The sequence below is a fragment of the Mesorhizobium sp. M7A.F.Ca.MR.362.00.0.0 genome (assembly GCF_004023175.1).
GTDB lineage: Bacteria > Pseudomonadota > Alphaproteobacteria > Rhizobiales > Rhizobiaceae > Mesorhizobium.
In genome coordinates, this window is record NZ_RZTF01000114.1 from 1 (window position 1) to 16,595 (window position 16,595).

The 16,595-nt window shown below is 62.5% G+C and carries 14 protein-coding genes; 11 read left to right on the forward strand and 3 right to left on the reverse strand.

Annotated features, from left to right (window positions below):
• Positions 1 to 323 (reverse strand): M48 family metalloprotease (locus tag EOC06_RS16105; protein WP_206631197.1); only part of this gene is annotated, 323 nt, incomplete at its 3' end.
• Between the two features lie 145 nt (positions 324 to 468).
• Between EOC06_RS16105 and EOC06_RS16110 the strand changes: the two genes are divergently transcribed.
• A complete protein-coding gene (locus EOC06_RS16110) occupies positions 469 to 1,617 on the forward strand; it encodes a pyridoxal phosphate-dependent aminotransferase (RefSeq protein ID WP_128308230.1) in 1,149 nt (382 codons plus the stop codon).
• 4 nt (positions 1,618 to 1,621) lie between these two features.
• A complete protein-coding gene (locus tag EOC06_RS16115; protein ID WP_128308231.1) occupies positions 1,622 to 2,605 on the forward strand; it encodes a glutaminase in 984 nt (327 codons plus the stop codon).
• 102 nt (positions 2,606 to 2,707) lie between these two features.
• Here the strand turns inward: EOC06_RS16115 and EOC06_RS16120 are convergent, their stop codons facing one another.
• Positions 2,708 to 5,650, reverse strand: coding sequence for a ribonuclease E/G (locus EOC06_RS16120; protein ID WP_128308232.1), 2,943 nt, complete (start codon positions 5,648 to 5,650; stop codon positions 2,708 to 2,710).
• Between the two features lie 653 nt (positions 5,651 to 6,303).
• Here EOC06_RS16120 and EOC06_RS16125 point away from each other — a divergent pair.
• The 9 genes from EOC06_RS16125 (at position 6,304) to EOC06_RS16165 (ending at position 14,838) form a co-directional block, all read left to right on the forward strand.
• Positions 6,304 to 7,566, forward strand: coding sequence for an N-acetylmuramoyl-L-alanine amidase (locus tag EOC06_RS16125; protein ID WP_127330788.1), 1,263 nt, complete (start codon positions 6,304 to 6,306; stop codon positions 7,564 to 7,566).
• A 1-nt stretch (position 7,567) separates the two neighbouring features.
• Positions 7,568 to 7,750: a hypothetical protein gene (locus EOC06_RS16130; RefSeq protein WP_128308233.1), complete on the forward strand. Its 183-nt coding sequence runs from the start codon at positions 7,568 to 7,570 to the stop codon at positions 7,748 to 7,750.
• 30 nt (positions 7,751 to 7,780) lie between these two features.
• Positions 7,781 to 10,237 (forward strand): penicillin-binding protein 1A, encoded by a 2,457-nt coding sequence (locus EOC06_RS16135; RefSeq protein ID WP_027039214.1) that lies wholly within the window; start codon positions 7,781 to 7,783, stop codon positions 10,235 to 10,237.
• Between the two features lie 118 nt (positions 10,238 to 10,355).
• Positions 10,356 to 11,487 (forward strand): peptide chain release factor 2 gene (gene prfB, locus EOC06_RS16140; RefSeq protein ID WP_127272597.1). Its coding sequence is split into 2 segments (ribosomal slippage): positions 10,356 to 10,421 and positions 10,423 to 11,487, totalling 1,131 coding nucleotides; the frame shifts between segments, so codons are not numbered across the junction.
• 79 nt (positions 11,488 to 11,566) lie between these two features.
• Complete coding sequence (locus EOC06_RS16145) at positions 11,567 to 11,986, forward strand: GFA family protein (RefSeq protein ID WP_128308234.1); 420 nt, start codon at positions 11,567 to 11,569, stop codon at positions 11,984 to 11,986.
• A gap of 286 nt (positions 11,987 to 12,272) precedes the next feature.
• A complete protein-coding gene (locus EOC06_RS16150) occupies positions 12,273 to 12,650 on the forward strand; it encodes a hypothetical protein (protein WP_023812122.1) in 378 nt (125 codons plus the stop codon).
• Positions 12,651 to 12,808: 158 nt separating this feature from the next.
• Entirely contained in the window at positions 12,809 to 13,177 is a 369-nt protein-coding gene (locus EOC06_RS16155) for a GFA family protein (protein WP_128308235.1), read from the forward strand.
• Positions 13,178 to 13,353: 176 nt separating this feature from the next.
• Positions 13,354 to 14,004 carry an OmpA family protein gene (locus tag EOC06_RS16160; protein WP_013531371.1) on the forward strand — a complete coding sequence of 217 codons (651 nt, stop codon included), beginning with the start codon at positions 13,354 to 13,356 and terminating at the stop codon, positions 14,002 to 14,004.
• Between the two features lie 228 nt (positions 14,005 to 14,232).
• On the forward strand, positions 14,233 to 14,838 hold the full coding sequence (locus tag EOC06_RS16165; RefSeq protein ID WP_127272004.1) for a hypothetical protein: 606 nt from the start codon (positions 14,233 to 14,235) through the stop codon (positions 14,836 to 14,838).
• A 73-nt stretch (positions 14,839 to 14,911) separates the two neighbouring features.
• On the opposite strand, the gene EOC06_RS16170 is transcribed toward EOC06_RS16165, so the two are convergent.
• On the reverse strand, positions 14,912 to 16,498 hold the full coding sequence (locus EOC06_RS16170; protein WP_164748844.1) for a DEAD/DEAH box helicase: 1,587 nt from the start codon (positions 16,496 to 16,498) through the stop codon (positions 14,912 to 14,914).
• Positions 16,499 to 16,595: the final 97 nt, after the last annotated feature.

Genomic DNA, 16,595 nt, shown 5'->3' on the forward strand with positions numbered 1-16,595 from the left:
GCGATGACGCCGATGATCTCGTTGGGCGTTTCAGCCGTCATCAGCGCGCCGGTGTTGATGAACAGCCGGCGCCCGGTGACGAAGGCGTTGAAACTCTGGTCATTGACCAGAACGATGTCGATGCCGTCATTCGCCAGGCCAGCCGCCCTGAAGATCGGCCGCGCGTAATCGCGAACCAGCGCCTCGATCTCGGCGTCGCGCACCACCGGCACGTTCTGGGCAAAGGCGCTGACCGAACTCGCCATTGCAACGGCAACGCCAAGCGAAAGCGTCGCGAAGACGCGCGCTGCCTGGGCAATCGTCGATCTGGGTCGGCTCAACATGATGGCTCCACTGGTAGACGAGCGGGCGAAAGATGAAAAGTCGGCGCCGGAAACTTCCTCAACTTGTGATCCTCACATCAATCGGGCATTTGTGCGGCACATGCGCCAGTGCCTGGCGCCGTCAGTCATCGGGAATACTGGTCAAATGGTCGTTTCGCTCTCACGTCGTGGCAATGTCGAGCCCTTCCATGCGATGGACATTCTGGCAGAGGCAAACCGGCTGAAGTCCCAGGGCGTGCCGGTTGTTTCGATGGCCGTCGGCCAGCCCTCCGATCCCGCACCGGTTCTGGTTCGCGCCGCAGCCGCCAAGGCGCTGCAGGACGGACGCATCGGCTACACCGACGCGCTGGGACTGGCAGGTTTGCGCAAGGCGATCGCCGGACACTACGCCGATCACTACGGGCTTGATATCGAGCCCGGCCGGATCGCGGTGACCACTGGATCGTCGGCCGCCTTCAACCTCGCCTTCCTGGCGATGTTCGATGGGGGTGACCGCGTCGCCATCGCGGCACCCGGCTATCCCGCCTATCGCAACATCATGGCCGCGCTCGGCATCGAGGTGGTCGAGATCGAGCTCGGCGACGCCGCCTACCTGCATGCCGGCCATCTCGAGACCGCGCATCGTGAAAAGCCGCTGAAAGGCGTTCTCTTCGCCAGTCCCGCCAATCCAACCGGCGCGGTCATACCGGCCGATGAACTGGCGGCCCTGGTGAGGACGGCACAAGACCTCGGCATCGCCGTCATCTCCGACGAAATCTATCACCGGCTGGCCTATGCCGCCCCCGACACCACGGCGCTTGCCTATGGAGGCGACGTGACCGTGATCAACTCCTTCTCCAAATATTACTGCATGACCGGCTGGCGCATCGGCTGGATGGTGCTGCCGCAGGACCTGGTGCGGCCGGTCGAGCGCGTCGCCCAGAGCCTCTACATCTCGCCGCCGGAACTGTCGCAGATCGCGGCGATCGAAGCCTTCAGGGCGACCGAGGAGTTGGAGGCGGTCAAGGGTCGCTATGCCTGGAATCGCGAACTCTTGATGAAACGCCTCCCGGAACTCGGCTTTCCGCTGGCGGCGCCCATGGACGGCGCCTTTTATGCCTTTTGTGACGTCACCAGGCATAGCAATGACAGCATGGCCTTCGCGCGCAAGATGCTGGCCGAGGCGCATGTCGCGGCAACACCCGGCCAAGACTTCGACACTCAGGCCGGGCACCGGACGATGCGTTTCTCCTACGCCGGCAGCCACGACGACATGGTCGAGGCAATGGCGCGCCTCGAACGCTGGTTGAGGTAGCGCCATGCCGGAACTCGAACAGGCCCTCAGCCTTGATCAGGCCCACAAACTTGATCAGGCCTCCAAACTTGATCAGGCATTGGCCGAAGTCGCTGCCGAAATGGCCGATCGCACCGATCGCGGTGACGTCGCTTCTTACATTCCGCAGTTGGGTAAGGTCGATCCGAAGAAATTCGGCATCGCAGCGGTCACCAATGACGGCCGCGTGCTGACGGCGGGGGACGCCGACCAGGCCTTTTCCATCCAGAGCATCTCGAAAGTGTTCACCCTGACACTGGCGCTCGGCAATGTCGGCGACGCGCTGTGGCAGCGGGTCGGCCGCGAACCGTCAGGCAATCCGTTCAACTCGATCGTGCAGCTCGAGCATGAGAACGGCATCCCGCGCAACCCGTTCATCAATGCCGGCGCCATCGTCATTTCCGACATCCTGCTTGCGGGCCACCAGCCGCGCGAGGCGATCGGCGAGATCCTGCGCTTCATCCAGTTCCTCGCCGACGACGAGACCATCATCATCGACCGCGAGGTCGCAGCATCCGAACGGGCCACCGGCTACCGCAACTTCGCACTCGCCAACTATATGAAATCCTTCGGCAATCTCCACCATGCGCCGGAACTGGCGCTGGGCGTCTACTTCCACCATTGCGCCATCGCCATGAGCTGCCGGCAACTGGCGCTCGCCGGCCGCTTCCTCGCCAATGGCGGCAAGAACCCGGCGACCGGGCATTCCGTGGTGTCGGCCGAACGGGCACGCCGCATCGGCGCCATGATGCTGACCTGCGGCCATTATGACGGCTCCGGCGATTTCGCCTTCCGCGTCGGCATCCCCGGCAAGAGCGGTGTCGGCGGAGGCATATTGGGCATCGTGCCGGGCGTGGCGTCGCTTGCCGTCTGGTCGCCAGGTCTCAATGCCAACGGCAACTCCAAGCTGGGGTCGATCGCGCTGGAAAAGCTGGCCAGGATGATGAACTGGTCGATCTTCGCGCCGTAGCCTTTCGCGATCCGCCATAGCGCCAGATAAGAAAATCCCGCACCGTCTTCGAGACGGCGCGGGATTTTTTTGTCAGAGAACTAGCTCAGGTGGCTGAAACGCTTAGAAAAAGCCCTTCCGCTGCCACCAGCCGCCGCGCTTCGGCTTGTCCTCGGTCTTGTCCTCAGCCTTGGCTGCGGGTTCTTCCGCCACGGTGGAAGACACCACCGGCTCGACCGACGCATTCACCGCCGCCGGCTTGCGCCGCGACGAGCGGGCTTTCGGTGCCTCCTCGACAGAAGCGATGGCTGCCTCGTCGGATGCGGTGACCGGCGTGTCGACCGGTGCTTCCACCTCCGCAGCCGGCTCATCGGCGACAATTTCGGCCGCGGCCTTCTTTGGCTTGGCCGCGCGACGTGGCTTCTTCGGCTTCTCCGTGGCCGGCGCGTCGTCATTTGCCGGGGCAAGCGCCACCGGCTCTTCAGCTGGTGCGGCAACGACCGGCTCGCTGGCGATCACCTCGGTTGCCCGGACTTCGCGTTCAGAAGCGTCTGCTGTTTCGCCAGCACTTGCCTCAGCCTCGCCTTCACCGTCTTCGCGACGGTTGCGCTTGCCGCCGCGCTTGCCGCGCCGGCGCTTTTTGCCCTGGCCTTCGTCCGAAGCTTCAGCTGTCTCAGACGTTTCGGCAACACCGACAGGGGCGTTGTCGTCCGCTTCCGTGTCGCCATCGCTGGCGGCCGAGTCCGGGTCCGAAAACTCACCGGCCGGAGCCGAGACGGAAGCACCGTCCGCAGGGGCGCCATGTTCGCGATCGCGATCCTTGCCGCCGCGCCGACGCCGGCGCTTGCGGCGCTTGCGGTCGCGGCCTTCGCCTTCCTCGCCACCGGCGGCAGCAGGTCGGGGTTGTTGCTGCGGCTGCTGGCGCGGCTGTTCGGCCTGCACCGGCGCCTCGTCATCTTCCTCGACGACGACAATCTCGTCCTCGGGCTCTTCCGGCTCGGCATAGGCCGGGAAGCTGCGCGCCTCGACGAAGCCTTCCGGCTTTTCAGCCAGCGCGCCGCGGAAGATCGCATAGTGCTGCGAACCCACCGAATCGTCGGCCTCGACGGTGATCGTCAGCCCGAAGCGGCTTTCGAGTTCCACCAGCGTGCCGCGCTTGTGATTGAGCACGTAGAGTGCGGTCGCCGCCGGCGTCCGCACCGTGATGTGGCTGCGGGAATCCTTGAGCAGGAATTCCTCAATCGCCCGCACCACCATCAGCGCGACCGACGAATCGGAGCGTACGTGGCCGGTGCCGCCGCAATGCGGGCAGGGCTTCATGGTCGATTCCAGCACGCTGGCGCGGATGCGCTGGCGTGACATCTCCATCAGGCCGAAATGCGAGATGCGGCCGACCTGGATGCGCGCACGATCGTTCTTGAGGTGATCCTTCAGCCGCTTCTCGACGGAGCGGTTGTTGCGGTTCTCCTCCATGTCGATGAAGTCGATGACGATCAGGCCGGCGAGATCGCGCAGCCTGAGCTGACGCGCGACTTCCTCGGCCGCTTCCAGATTGGTGTGGAGCGCGGTGTCCTCGATCGAGTGCTCCTTGGTGGAGCGGCCCGAATTCACATCGATGGCAACCAGCGCCTCGGTCTGGTTGATGATGATGTAGCCGCCGCTCTTCAGCGTCACCTGCGGCTGCAGCATGCGGTCAAGCTGTGCCTCGATGCCGTTGCGCACGAAGATCGGCGTCGTGTCGCGGAACGGCTGAACCACCTTGGCGTGGCTCGGCATCAGCATGCGCATGAAGTCCTTGGCCTCGCGATAGCCTTCCTCGCCGGAGACAAGAATCTCGTCGATATCCTTGTTGTAGAGGTCGCGCACCGAGCGCTTGATCAGGCTGCCTTCCTCGTAGACCAGGGCAGGGGCCGTGGACTGTAAGGTGAGATTGCGGACATTTTCCCAAAGCCGCATCAGATATTCGTAATCGCGCTTGATCTCGGCCTTGGTGCGGCTCTCGCCGGCGGTGCGCAGGATCACTCCCATGCCCTGCGGCACTTCGAGATCGGCAACGACCTCCTTCAGCCGCTTGCGGTCGACCGCGCTGGTGATCTTGCGCGAAATGCCGCCGCCACGCGCCGTGTTCGGCATCAGCACCGAATAGCGGCCGGCAAGCGACAGATAGGTGGTCAGTGCCGCACCCTTGTTGCCGCGCTCTTCCTTGACGACCTGCACCAAGAGGATCTGCCGGCGCTTGATCACTTCCTGGATCTTGTACTGGCGGCGCACCGGCTTGCGGCGGTTGCGCACTTCTTCCAGCGCATCCTCTGCGCCGACCGATTCGACCTCGTGATCGTCGGGATGCGAGGACTGCACTTCTTCCAGCATGCCGCGATCATTGTCGCCGGAGGTCGCTTCGCTGCCTTGTTCGGCCTGCGGGACGGCTTCGGAAATCACATCGGCCTCGACCGAGGCGGCGATCGACGTCGGGCCGCCTTCGCGGGTTTCGCCTTCGTCCTGCTCGGCGGAATCCTCGCCATGTTCGGACGCATCGGCATGTTCGGACGAATCGGCCGCATGTTCGATGATCTCGGACGTGTGCGAGATGTCCTCGAAACCAGCGTCGGCGCCTTCTTCCGCCTCGTCGGCAGTGTCGCTTGCCTCGCCGGAATCGGCAGCATCGCGCTTGTGCTCACCCCGGTCGCGGGGCTTGCCGCCGCGCCTGCGGCCGCGCCGTCCGCGATCGCGGCTCTGGCGGTCATCGCCGTCGCCGTCCTCGTTCTCTTCGTCCTCAGCCTCCTGCGCTTCCGCGCGCAGCAGTGCCTGACGATCGGCGACCGGAATCTGGTAGTAGTCGGGGTGAATTTCACTGAAGGCGAGAAAACCGTGACGGTTGCCGCCATATTCGACAAAGGCTGCCTGAAGGGAGGGCTCTACGCGCGTTACGCGGGCTAGGTAGATGTTTCCTTTGAGCTGCTTCTTGTCCTGGGATTCAAAGTCGAATTCTTCAATACGATTACCGCGTACGACGACAACGCGTGTTTCCTCCGGGTGGGAGGCGTCTATCAGCATTTTGTTGGGCATTATTTCGTTTCCCCCCGGCAGCCGTCAGCCGCAGCTTGCGAGGCAAAGCCTGCTGCTGCGTGCCTGGGATGTGGGTGCCGGATATTTGAACGTCCGTCGGCCGCCGCTTGAGCGCCATGGCGGTGCCGCCCGCAGCCATAATGGCGCGGTTTGATGCGGACCTTTCCATGATTGCGCTTGAAGCCATCGTCACCAACAGAACCTTTTGAACCAAAGCCCGGACGAACCGGACCAGCTTGTTTGCTCATACAGAGCCGGCACGGGAACAAACCCGGCCGTTTTCCTCACGCAGGCGATTCCCCCGCCACGGGAGCACGCCTGCGAAATTCGTCGCGATCACCTGAACCCTTTTCGCCTGAAGCGAAAGGAGCCGCCTTTACGTCTGACCCTGTAGCAAGAAGCTGCGGAGGAGGGCGGTTCCAGGATTGCAGTGATCCACCATCGCTTTTATGATTTGGCGGGGTGGAAGGCAACCCCGATTTCCGATGCCGGCAAAAAGCCGTTCCGTAGCGTAAGCCAGGCTTGCGGCCCTTGCGTGAAAAGGCTTGGTTAACCTTCTCTGGATACCAATCGTTAATCGAGTTCGCGGCCTAACCGGCATTTCGACGAAACGACCGGCGCCGGGCGCCAAACCGGGAGCGACTGGAAGAGAGATGGGATTGGCGGACTTCACAGACAAGGGATGTCGTGTCGGCGGCCGGATCCTGGCCGCTTTCGCCCTCTTGCTGCTGCTGGCGGTCTCATCTGCCTTGTCCTCAAAAGCCAATGCCGCCGACGCTCCGCTCGTGGCAAAAGGTTACAAGATGGCCGGCGATGCCACCAAGATGCGCATCGTCATGGACTTCGATCGCGAACCCGATATCAAATGGTTCCTGCTGCGCGGTCCCAACCGTCTTGTCATCGATCTCGCGAATACGAGATTCGCCGTTGATGCCAAGGATTTGAAGGCGCGGGGCCTGGTCAAGGGCGTGCGTCTGGGCGCGCTTAGCGAGGGCGTTTCGCGGCTGATCCTCACCGGCAAGGGTCCCTTTGCCGTCGACAAGCTCGACGTGCTCAAGAACGAGGACGGAACCGGCTACCGCATTGCCATCGACATGTCGGCGGCATCCGAGCGCGAGTTCGATGTGGCGCTGGCCAATCAGGCGCTGACCACCGGATCGACCGTTTCGACCGACAAGGGAGGGCGGGTCGGCACCGGACCGGTTTCCAATCCGGGTCATCGGTTCACCGTCGTCATCGATCCCGGCCATGGCGGCATCGACGGCGGTGCCGAGGGCCTGAACGGCACCATCGAGAAGAATGTCACGCTGGCCTTCGCCACGGAGCTGCGCGACAAACTCGCAGCCGTTGGCAATTATGATGTGTTCATGACGCGCGACACAGACGAATTCCTGCGTCTTGATGACCGCGTGCGCATCGCCCGTCAGCATGAGGCCGACCTGCTTATTTCGATCCATGCCGACACGATCAGCGTCAAGGGCATTCGCGGCGCCACCGTCTACACCGTCTCCGACAAGGCTTCGGACCCCGAGGCGCAGGCGCTTGCCGACCGAGAAAACCTCTCCGATCAGTTCGCCGGCATGGAAATCAAGAACGACAACAAGGAAGTCACCGACATCCTGATCGACCTGATCCGCCGCGAAACGCACAATTTCTCGATGAGTTTCGCCCACACGCTGGTTGGCCAGTTGTCGACCAGCGTCGGCCTCATCAACAATCCGCAGCGTTCGGCGGGCTTCAAGGTGCTCAAGGCACCCGACGTGCCGTCGGTGCTGGTCGAACTCGGTTATCTCTCGAACGCCAAGGACGAGGCGCAGTTGCTCAACGCCGACTGGCGCGGCAAGGCGGCCCAGAGTATAACCAACGCCGTCGCGCTGTTCGCGTCGGCCAAGGCCGGACCGGGAACCGGAGGTTGACATGACCGGCAGCGCCTGCAACCAGAGGCGGCGTTGCGCGACGACAACACCCAATGCTTTTTATTTCCGGCTCGCGACCGCGAAATCAGGCATTGCCGTATTTTGTCCACATGGCGGCGACAAGGGTTTTCGATTACGGATTGGGACCGGCTCGAAAGCTTGCGCGAAAGGCGGCTTCGTTTAGGAAATTCCCGAACCAAGGACTGGAGCGGGTATGATTCGTCTCATTGGCTATTTTTTCGGCATCGGCACGACGCTGGCCCTTTTGGTCGCGGCGGGCGTTGCGATCTACATCGGCCATTTGTCGAAAGATCTGCCCGACTACGAGGTGCTGGCCAAATACGAGCCGCCGGTGACCACCCGCATCCATGCGTCGGACGGCGCGCTGATGGCCGAATACGCGCGCGAACGGCGCCTGTATTTGCCGATCCAGGCCATACCGGACCGCGTCAAGGCGGCCTTCCTGTCGGCCGAAGACAAGAATTTCTACAATCACCCAGGCATCGATGTGACCGGCCTCGGCCGCGCCATCATCGTCAACCTGCAGAATCTCGGCTCGGGCCGGCGCCAGGTCGGCGCCTCGACGATCACCCAGCAGGTGGCGAAGAACTTCCTGTTGTCCTCGGACCAGACCTACGAGCGCAAGATCAAGGAGATGATCCTCGCCTTCCGCATCGAGCAGGCCTATCCCAAGGATCGCATTCTCGAGCTCTACCTCAACGAAATCTTCTTCGGTTTCGGCGCCTATGGCGTCGCCGGTGCGGCGCTGACCTATTTCGACAAGTCGGTCAACGAACTGTCCGTGGCCGAGGCCGCCTACCTGGCCTCGCTGCCCAAGGGGCCGAACAACTACCACCCTTTCAAGCATGCCGATCGCGCGATCGAGCGCCGCAACTGGGTCATCGACCAGATGGTCGAGAACGGCTACGTCACGCGTGAGGAAGGCAACAAGGCCAAGGCCGAGCCGCTGGGCGTTACGCCGCGCCGCAGCGGCACCTATCTGTTCGCCGGCGAGTACTTCACCGAAGAGGTGCGCCGCCAGATCATCGCCCGCTACGGCGAGAACGCGCTTTACGAAGGCGGCCTCTCCGTCCGCACCACGCTCGATCCGAAGATACAGCTCATTGCCCGCAAATCGATGCAGAACGGGTTGATGAAATACGACACGCTGCGCGGTTATCGCGGGCCGGTAACATCGATCGACGTGTCGGGCGATTGGGGCGTGCCGCTTGGCGCCGTCAAGGGGCTGGAGGATGTTCCCGAATGGTCGCTCGCCGTCGTGCTCGACAGTTCGGCGACCGGGCTGTCGATCGGCCTGCAGCCCGCACGGCAGGCGTCGGGCGAGATCGTCAAGGAGCGCGTCGAAGGCACCGTCAGCAAGGAGGACATGGGTTTTGCCATGCGCCATGTGGTTGCCGGCAAGACCGTCAAGGCCAAGTCGCCGGCGGAGGTGCTGAAGCCGGGCGACGTCATCTTCGTGCAGAAAAACGATGGTGCCGATGGCGCCTACAGCCTGCGCCAGGTGCCCGAAGTGGAAGGCGGCCTGATCGCCATGGACCCGCACACCGGCCGCGTGCTGGCCATGGTCGGCGGCTTCTCCTATGCGCAGTCCGAATTCAACCGCGCCACGCAAGCCATGCGCCAGCCGGGCTCCTCGTTCAAGCCGATCGTCTATTCGGCCGCACTCGACAATGGCTATACGCCGGCCTCGGTGATCATGGACGGGCCGATCACGATCCAGAGCGGTAACACGAGCTGGACGCCGAAGAATTACGACGGCACCGTCGCCGGTCCGGCGACCCTGCGCTCCGGCATCGAGAAGTCGCGCAACCTGATGACGGTGCGGCTTGCCAATGACATGGGGATGAAGCTGGTCGTCGAATATGCCGAGCGCTTCGGTGTCTACGACCATCTGGCACCCTATCTGCCGATGGCGCTGGGTTCCGGCGAAACCACCGTGATGCGCATGGTGTCGGCCTATTCGATCATGGCCAATGGCGGCAAGTCGATCAAACCGTCGCTCATCGACCGCATCCAGGACCGCTACGGCAAGACGGTGTTCAAGCAGGACGAACGTGGCTGCCAGGGCTGCAATGCGCCCGAATGGCAGAACCAGCCGGAGCCGGAACTCGTCGACAATTCCGAGCAGGTGCTCGATCCGATGACGGCCTACCAGATCACCTCGATGATGGAAGGTGTCGTGCAACGCGGCACCGGCGCCACCATCAGTGAACTCGGCCGTCACATCGCCGGCAAGACCGGAACGACCAACGACGAAAAGGACGCCTGGTTCATCGGTTACACGCCCAACCTCGTCGTCGGCCTCTACATGGGCTACGACACGCCGCGCGGCCTCGGCCATGGCGCCACCGGTGGCGGCCTCGCAGCCCCGATCTTCAAGGACTTCATGCGGGTGGCGCTGGACGGCACGCCCAATGTCGATTTCAAGGTGCCCGAAGGCATGAACCTTGTCGCCATCAACCGCAAGACCGGCATGCGTGCCGCATCGGGCGATCCGGGCACCATCATCGAAGCCTTCAAGCCGGGTACCGGTCCCGCCGACAGCTATTGGGTCATCGGCATGGGCGCCGACGGCTCCAATGCCACCGGTGGCGCGTTGTCGCCGCAGGCCAACCAGGCCATCCAGTCCGGCGGCGGCGGCCTCTACTGACGATTTTCATGAGCGGATGGGCTGGCCTTGGCGCCAGCCCATTTTGCTTTACAGCCGGCGGCGGCCTGCCTATGTATCGCGCCGACCGACTTCAGCAAACAGGACAGAACAGCCAGCCATGCGCGCGGAAACGCAGAATATTGTCGACGAGATCAGGCAGGCGATAACCCTGCTGAGGAGGCATCTTTGACTGGGATCAGGCCATAAAGCGGCTTGAATACCTCAATGTGCGCGCCGAGGACGCCAGCCTCTGGAACGAGCCGCTGGAAGCGCAGAAGCTGATGCGCGAGCGCCAGGGCCTCGAAGAGGGCATCGCCTCGGTGAAAGGTCTGACGCAGGCGCTGGAAGACAATATCGGCCTGATCGAGCTCGGCGAGGAAGAGCGCGACGAGGGGGTCATTGCCGAGGCCGAAGCCGCGATCCGCTCGATGCAAGGCGAAGCGAAGGCCCGCCAGGTCGAGACGTTGCTGTCGGGTGAAGCAGATTCCAACGACACCTATCTCGAAATCCATGCCGGTGCCGGCGGCACCGAAAGCCAGGACTGGGCCTCGATGCTGCTGCGCATGTACACGCGCTGGGCCGAGCGTCGTCGCTTCAAGGTCGAAGTGCTGGAAATGCATGACGGCGAAGAGGCCGGCATCAAGTCGGCCACGTTGATGATCAAAGGCCACAATGCCTATGGCTGGATGAAGACGGAATCGGGCGTTCATCGCTTGGTGCGTATTTCGCCCTATGACAGCAATGCGCGCCGGCATACGTCCTTCGCCAGCGTCTGGGTCTATCCGGTCATCGACGACACGATCGAGATCGACGTCTCGGAATCGGATGTCCGCATCGATACTTATCGCTCGTCCGGCTCGGGCGGCCAGCACGTCAACACCACCGATTCGGCGGTGCGCATCACGCATCTGGCCACCGGCATTGCGGTCGCCTGCCAGGCCGAACGTTCGCAGCACAAGAACAAGGCCAAGGCCTGGGAGATGCTGCGCTCGCGCCTTTACGAGGAAGAGCTGAAGAAGCGCGAGGCGGTTGCAAACGCCACCGAAGCGTCGAAGAGCGATATAGGCTGGGGTCACCAGATACGCTCCTATGTGCTGCAGCCCTACCAGCTGGTGAAGGATCTCCGCACCGGCGTCGAGAGCACCAGCCCGTCGAGCGTGCTCGATGGCGACCTCGACGATTTCATGGAAGCCTCGTTGTCGCAGCGCATCGAAGGCGGTGCGGGCGAAGCCGTAGCAGACCTGGATTAGGATATGTCCATATTCAGGTGAGGCTAGCCTGACCTCAATATGAACATACCCCTGCGCACCACAGCGACGGAGGAGAGGATTGCCGACCAAGCTCACCGGAAAGTGCTTTTGCGGCGCGGTTCACTACGAGGTCGCCGACGAATTCCTCTATGCCGCGAATTGCCATTGTTCGGACTGCCGGCGCACCACCGGATCGGCCTTCAAGTCTTTCGCCGGTATCGAGCGTGAAAAGCTTGTCCTCACCGAAGGCGGGGACAAGCTCCTGATCTTCGGCGACGAAAGCGGCCATAACGCGCATTGCGGCCGGTGTGGCTCCTTGCTTTATTCGCTTGTGCGCGACGGCGCCTACGTTCATGTCGCCATGGGAACGCTCGTCGACGACCCATCCATCCGCCCGACCGAGCACATCTTCGTCGGTTCGAAGGCGGGCTGGTTCACCATCACCGATGACCTGCCGCAGTATCAAGAGCACGTGATTGCCGGCTCTGACCAGCAATAGGCTGGAACCACAGCGGGCCAATTCCGTTTATTCGACGCCCGTTTGCCGGGAATTGACCTTGGCCTCATCTCGTCGGCGGTAGCGGATACCTGACGTTTATAGAACGACGTCGGGAATGCATCTTCTTGCGCCGACCAAGGAATCAGCCCAGCATCCAAACGCTGGGAGAGAAAAAGCATTTATGGCCGGACGCGGCATATCTGCGACCCGACGATCCGGCCACTGGGAAGATACGTTCCGGGAACGGGCAAGCGAAACGCTTGAGCTCGTTTGAAAGGAACGCGTCATGTCTGCTGCCACACTCAGATCGGCCAATGCCGTTCAACCGGCTGGCCGACTTTTGTTTTCCCTGTTCGCGATCGGCGCGATGGCAATGCTGACGGCACCCGCCTTCGCGCATGACGCCACACCCACGGCGGCAAAGCCACAGGGCTGGAGTTATCCGTTCGCATGCTGCGCCAACTATGATTGTCGCACGACCCATACAGGCGAAGTGCTGGAGAAACCCGAGGGCTATGTCATCGCCGGAACGGGTGAGATCGTTCCAATGACCGACAAGCGTGTCAAGGACAGCCCGGACGGCGAGTTCCATTGGTGTGCGCACCAAGCGGGCCTCGACGCCGGCAAGACAATCTGCCTGTTCGTGCCGCCGCGCTCTTATTGACGACAGGATGGCGGTCGGACGTCCGCGGTCGCGTGTGACCGGGGCCGCAGGCCGGGTTTGCGCGGTTCGGGTGATGCCTGCTGACAGACAGTTGTCAGGAGCACCTCTTTATGCTGCCTTTGCCGCACAGGGCGGCGGGCGACAGGAGGAGTTCGTTGATGACCATCAAGGCAAGCTGTCATTGCAAGGCGACGACATTCGAGGTTTCGCAGGCACCGCAGACGGTGACGCAATGCACCTGTTCTTTCTGCTCGAAACGCGGCTCGCTCTGGGCCTACTACGTGCCTTCGCAATTCAAGCTCACCAGCCCGATGGAGAGCGTCTCTTTCTACCGCTGGGGATCGAAAACCGTAAAGCACGGTTTTTGCGCCGCCTGCGGCTGCGGCACTTTTACCGAAACGCCGGACTGGTCGACCGGCGAGCCGGATTTCGACAATCCCAAGATCAGCGTCAAATCGCGACTGTTCGACGATTTCGATCTCGACAAGGTCGAAGTGGTGGTCATAGACGGCAAGAACCTCTGGTAGCCTGATCCGAACGATTGCGGCCCGGCGATGCGGCGCTATCGCCGGGTATCGGTCCCTCGGGAAAAGCCGTGAGCGGCGCTTTTGCCGTTCCGCTTTTCGCCGCAATTCGTGGTACAAGTCGCGGGAAGGGCTGATTTGGCGCCACCGCAAGGCGTGACTTGGAGAGGGACGATCCTATGAAAAAGACTGTGCTCGTCGTCGTGGCGACGGCTGTGCTCGTGAGCGCCTGCACCACCACCGATCCGTATACGGGCGACCAGAAGATTTCCAACACGGCGGCAGGCGCCGGCCTTGGTGCTCTGGCGGGTGCCAGCCTTGGCCTGCTTGCCGGCGGCAACGACCGCCGCAACGCACTGATCGGCGCCGGCATCGGCGCGCTGGCCGGCGGCGCCATCGGCGCCACCATGGACCAGAACGAGGCCGAACTGCGCCGGCAGCTCGAGGGCACCGGTGTCAGCGTCACCCGCAGCGGCGACCAGATCATCCTCAATATGCCGTCCGACATCACCTTCAACTCGGACCAGGATGCGGTGAAGCCCGGCTTCTACCAAGTCCTGAACTCTGTCGCGCTTGTGCTGAAGAAGTTCAAGCAGACCACGGTCGACGTGTTCGGCCACACCGATTCGACCGGTGGCGACCAGCACAATTTCGATCTGTCGCAGCGTCGTGCTTTGGCGGTGGCGAACTATCTGTCCGGTCAGGGCGTGGATCAGCGACGCTTCGCAGTCACAGGCTTCGGCAAGACGCGCCCCGTCGCATCCAATGCCACGGCCGAAGGTCGCGCCCAGAACCGCCGCGTCGAGATCCAGCTTTCGCCGCTCACCTGATTTGTACGGCAAACCAATGCGAAACGGCTCCCATGGGGGCCGTTTTTTGTTTGAGCGGATATTGGGTGTTATTCAATTAGCTATTGCTAAAATACATCTTTCCCGCAGCTATGGAAAGGAATAGCATCATCGCTGTTCCTGAGGGGATGAGGCGGTGTCACTGGCCGCGCAATCAGCATTTTTCCGCCTCGGTCTTGCACGGCCAGATCAGAAATCTGGGAGGAATGCATGACAAGAACAGCCAGCCTTGGGCGCTGCGGCGTCCTCGTTTTGACAGGTTTGGTAGGCGCGTGGCTGAACGTTGCTTCGGCTCGCGCCGAGGACGCCAACAAGGCCGACATCGAAGCCTTGAAGAAGTCGCTCGCCAAATATGAGGATTACACCGCTGCCGTCCGCGACCTCTATCTGTCGACCGTCGGCTGCGTCCACTACAGCGGAGAAAAGATACCGGGCGCGATGGACTACCCGAAGGGCGCCATGGGCATCCACTTCGTCAATGTCCCGAGTGTCGGCCAGAAGCTCGATCCGATGAGGCCGAACGTGCTGATCTACGAGCCGACCAAGGAAGGCCTGAAGTTGGTCGGAGTGGAATGGCTGGTGCCGCTGACGCCGGACACCAAGGAGCCGCCCAAGCTGTTTGGCCAAACCTTCATGGGACCTATGGAGGGGCACTACCCTCTCATCCCGAAGGAGTTCGTCCATTACGACCTTCATGCCTGGCTCGGGGACAACCCGAACGGCATGTTCAGTCCGACGAACCCGAACGTGAAATGCAACAAGGCCGAGTTTCCGATGCTGGAAAAACCGACCAAGATGATGCCTGGGCCGATGTAACGGGCGAGCCAGGCTGAAAGAGCTTTGCCGAGAAGGCAGCCGAGTGGCCGGCTCGCCTTCGAAGCGGTCGGGATCAGACCTTGGCGACGATCCGCATGAAGGCCGGCATGTCGTCGCCGAAGCCAACGGTGGAATCATTGTCTTCCTGGTGGCGTTGGCGGGCAGGGCGGCTGTTGTCGCGCTGTGGCCGGGTGTCGCCGCGTTCGGGTGCGCGCTGTTCATTGCGATCGGATGATTTGCGCTCGGTGTTTTCCGAACGGATCGCTTCCTTGCGCGAACGCCGTTCGCCGATGTCGGCGGCTGCGGCCTCGGCCACCGGCTGATCCTCGCGGACTGTTTCCGGTGCGGCATCTTCGCTGCGCTTGGCGTGGCGTTCGCGCGGTTTGCGCTCGCCGCTCTTTTCCCTGCCGCGGTCGTCGTCCTTGCGGCCGGCACGGCGCGGCGCGCCCTTGCCACGGCGCGGAGCATCGTCCTCGCCTTCGCTGGCAACCACCGTCGACAAGTCGCCGTCATGCCACTCGATCTTGTTGCCGATCAGACGTTCGATGGCATCGATGTATTTGGTGTCAGATTTGGTCGCGATGGTGAAGGATTTTCCGGAGCGTCCGGCGCGCCCGGTGCGGCCGATACGGTGGACATAGTCCTCGGCGTGGATCGGCACGTCATAGTTGAAGACATGGCTGACATCGGGGATGTCGAGGCCGCGCGCGGCAACGTCGGAAGCGACGAGGTAGCGCAGCTTGCCGTCGCGGAAATTGGCCAGCATCTGCATGCGCGCGCGCTGGTCCATGTCGCCATGCAGCGCACCGGCGTCGAAATCATGCTTCAGCAGCGAGCGGAACAGCTCCGACACTTCGACCTTGCGGTTGCAGAAGATGATGGCGTTCTTCAGTTCTGCGTCTTCGGCCTTGATCAAATTGCGCAGCGTCTCGCGCTTGTCCCACGGCTTGGAGCCTGATTTGACCAGCCGCTGGATGATGTTGGTGGCGGCGGATGCTGCCTTCGAAACCTCGACGCGGACCGGCGCGTGCAGGAACTTTTCGGTGAGCTTGGTGATTTCGGGCGGCATCGTCGCCGAAAAGAACAGCGTCTGCCTGGTGAACGGGATCATTTCGCAGATGCGCTCGATGTCGGGAATGAAGCCCATGTCGAGCATGCGGTCCGCTTCGTCGATGACGAGGATCTCGACGCCGTTGAGCAACAGCTTGCCGCGCTCGCGGTGATCGAGCAGACGGCCGGGTGTCGCGATCAGCACGTCGGCGCCACGCTCCAACTTCTTGTCCTGTTCGTCGAACGACACGCCGCCGATCAGAAGCGCGATGTTGAGCTTGTGGTTCTTGCCGTATTTGACGAAGTTTTCCTCGACCTGAGCGGCGAGCTCGCGCGTCGGCTCCAGAATGAGCGTGCGCGGCATGCGAGCGCGGGCGCGGCCCTTTTCCAGCCTTGTGAGCATCGGCAACACGAAGGAGGCCGTCTTGCCGGTGCCGGTCTGGGCAATGCCCAGCACGTCCTTGCCCAGCAGGGCATGCGGAATGGCGCCCGCCTGGATCGGCGTCGGCTCGGTGTAGCCGGCGTCGGTGACTGCGGAAAGGACCTTCGGCGACAGGCCGAGGTCTGAAAAGGTCAACGCTTCTGGAGCGGTCGTGGTGTCTGAGGACAAGTGTTGTTGTCTTTGGCTGGTTCGGGGAAGCGCAACGGCGTCTAATGGCGTCTGTCGCGGCAAGCGCCACGCGCCTGCAAGATTGGTATTGCAATTA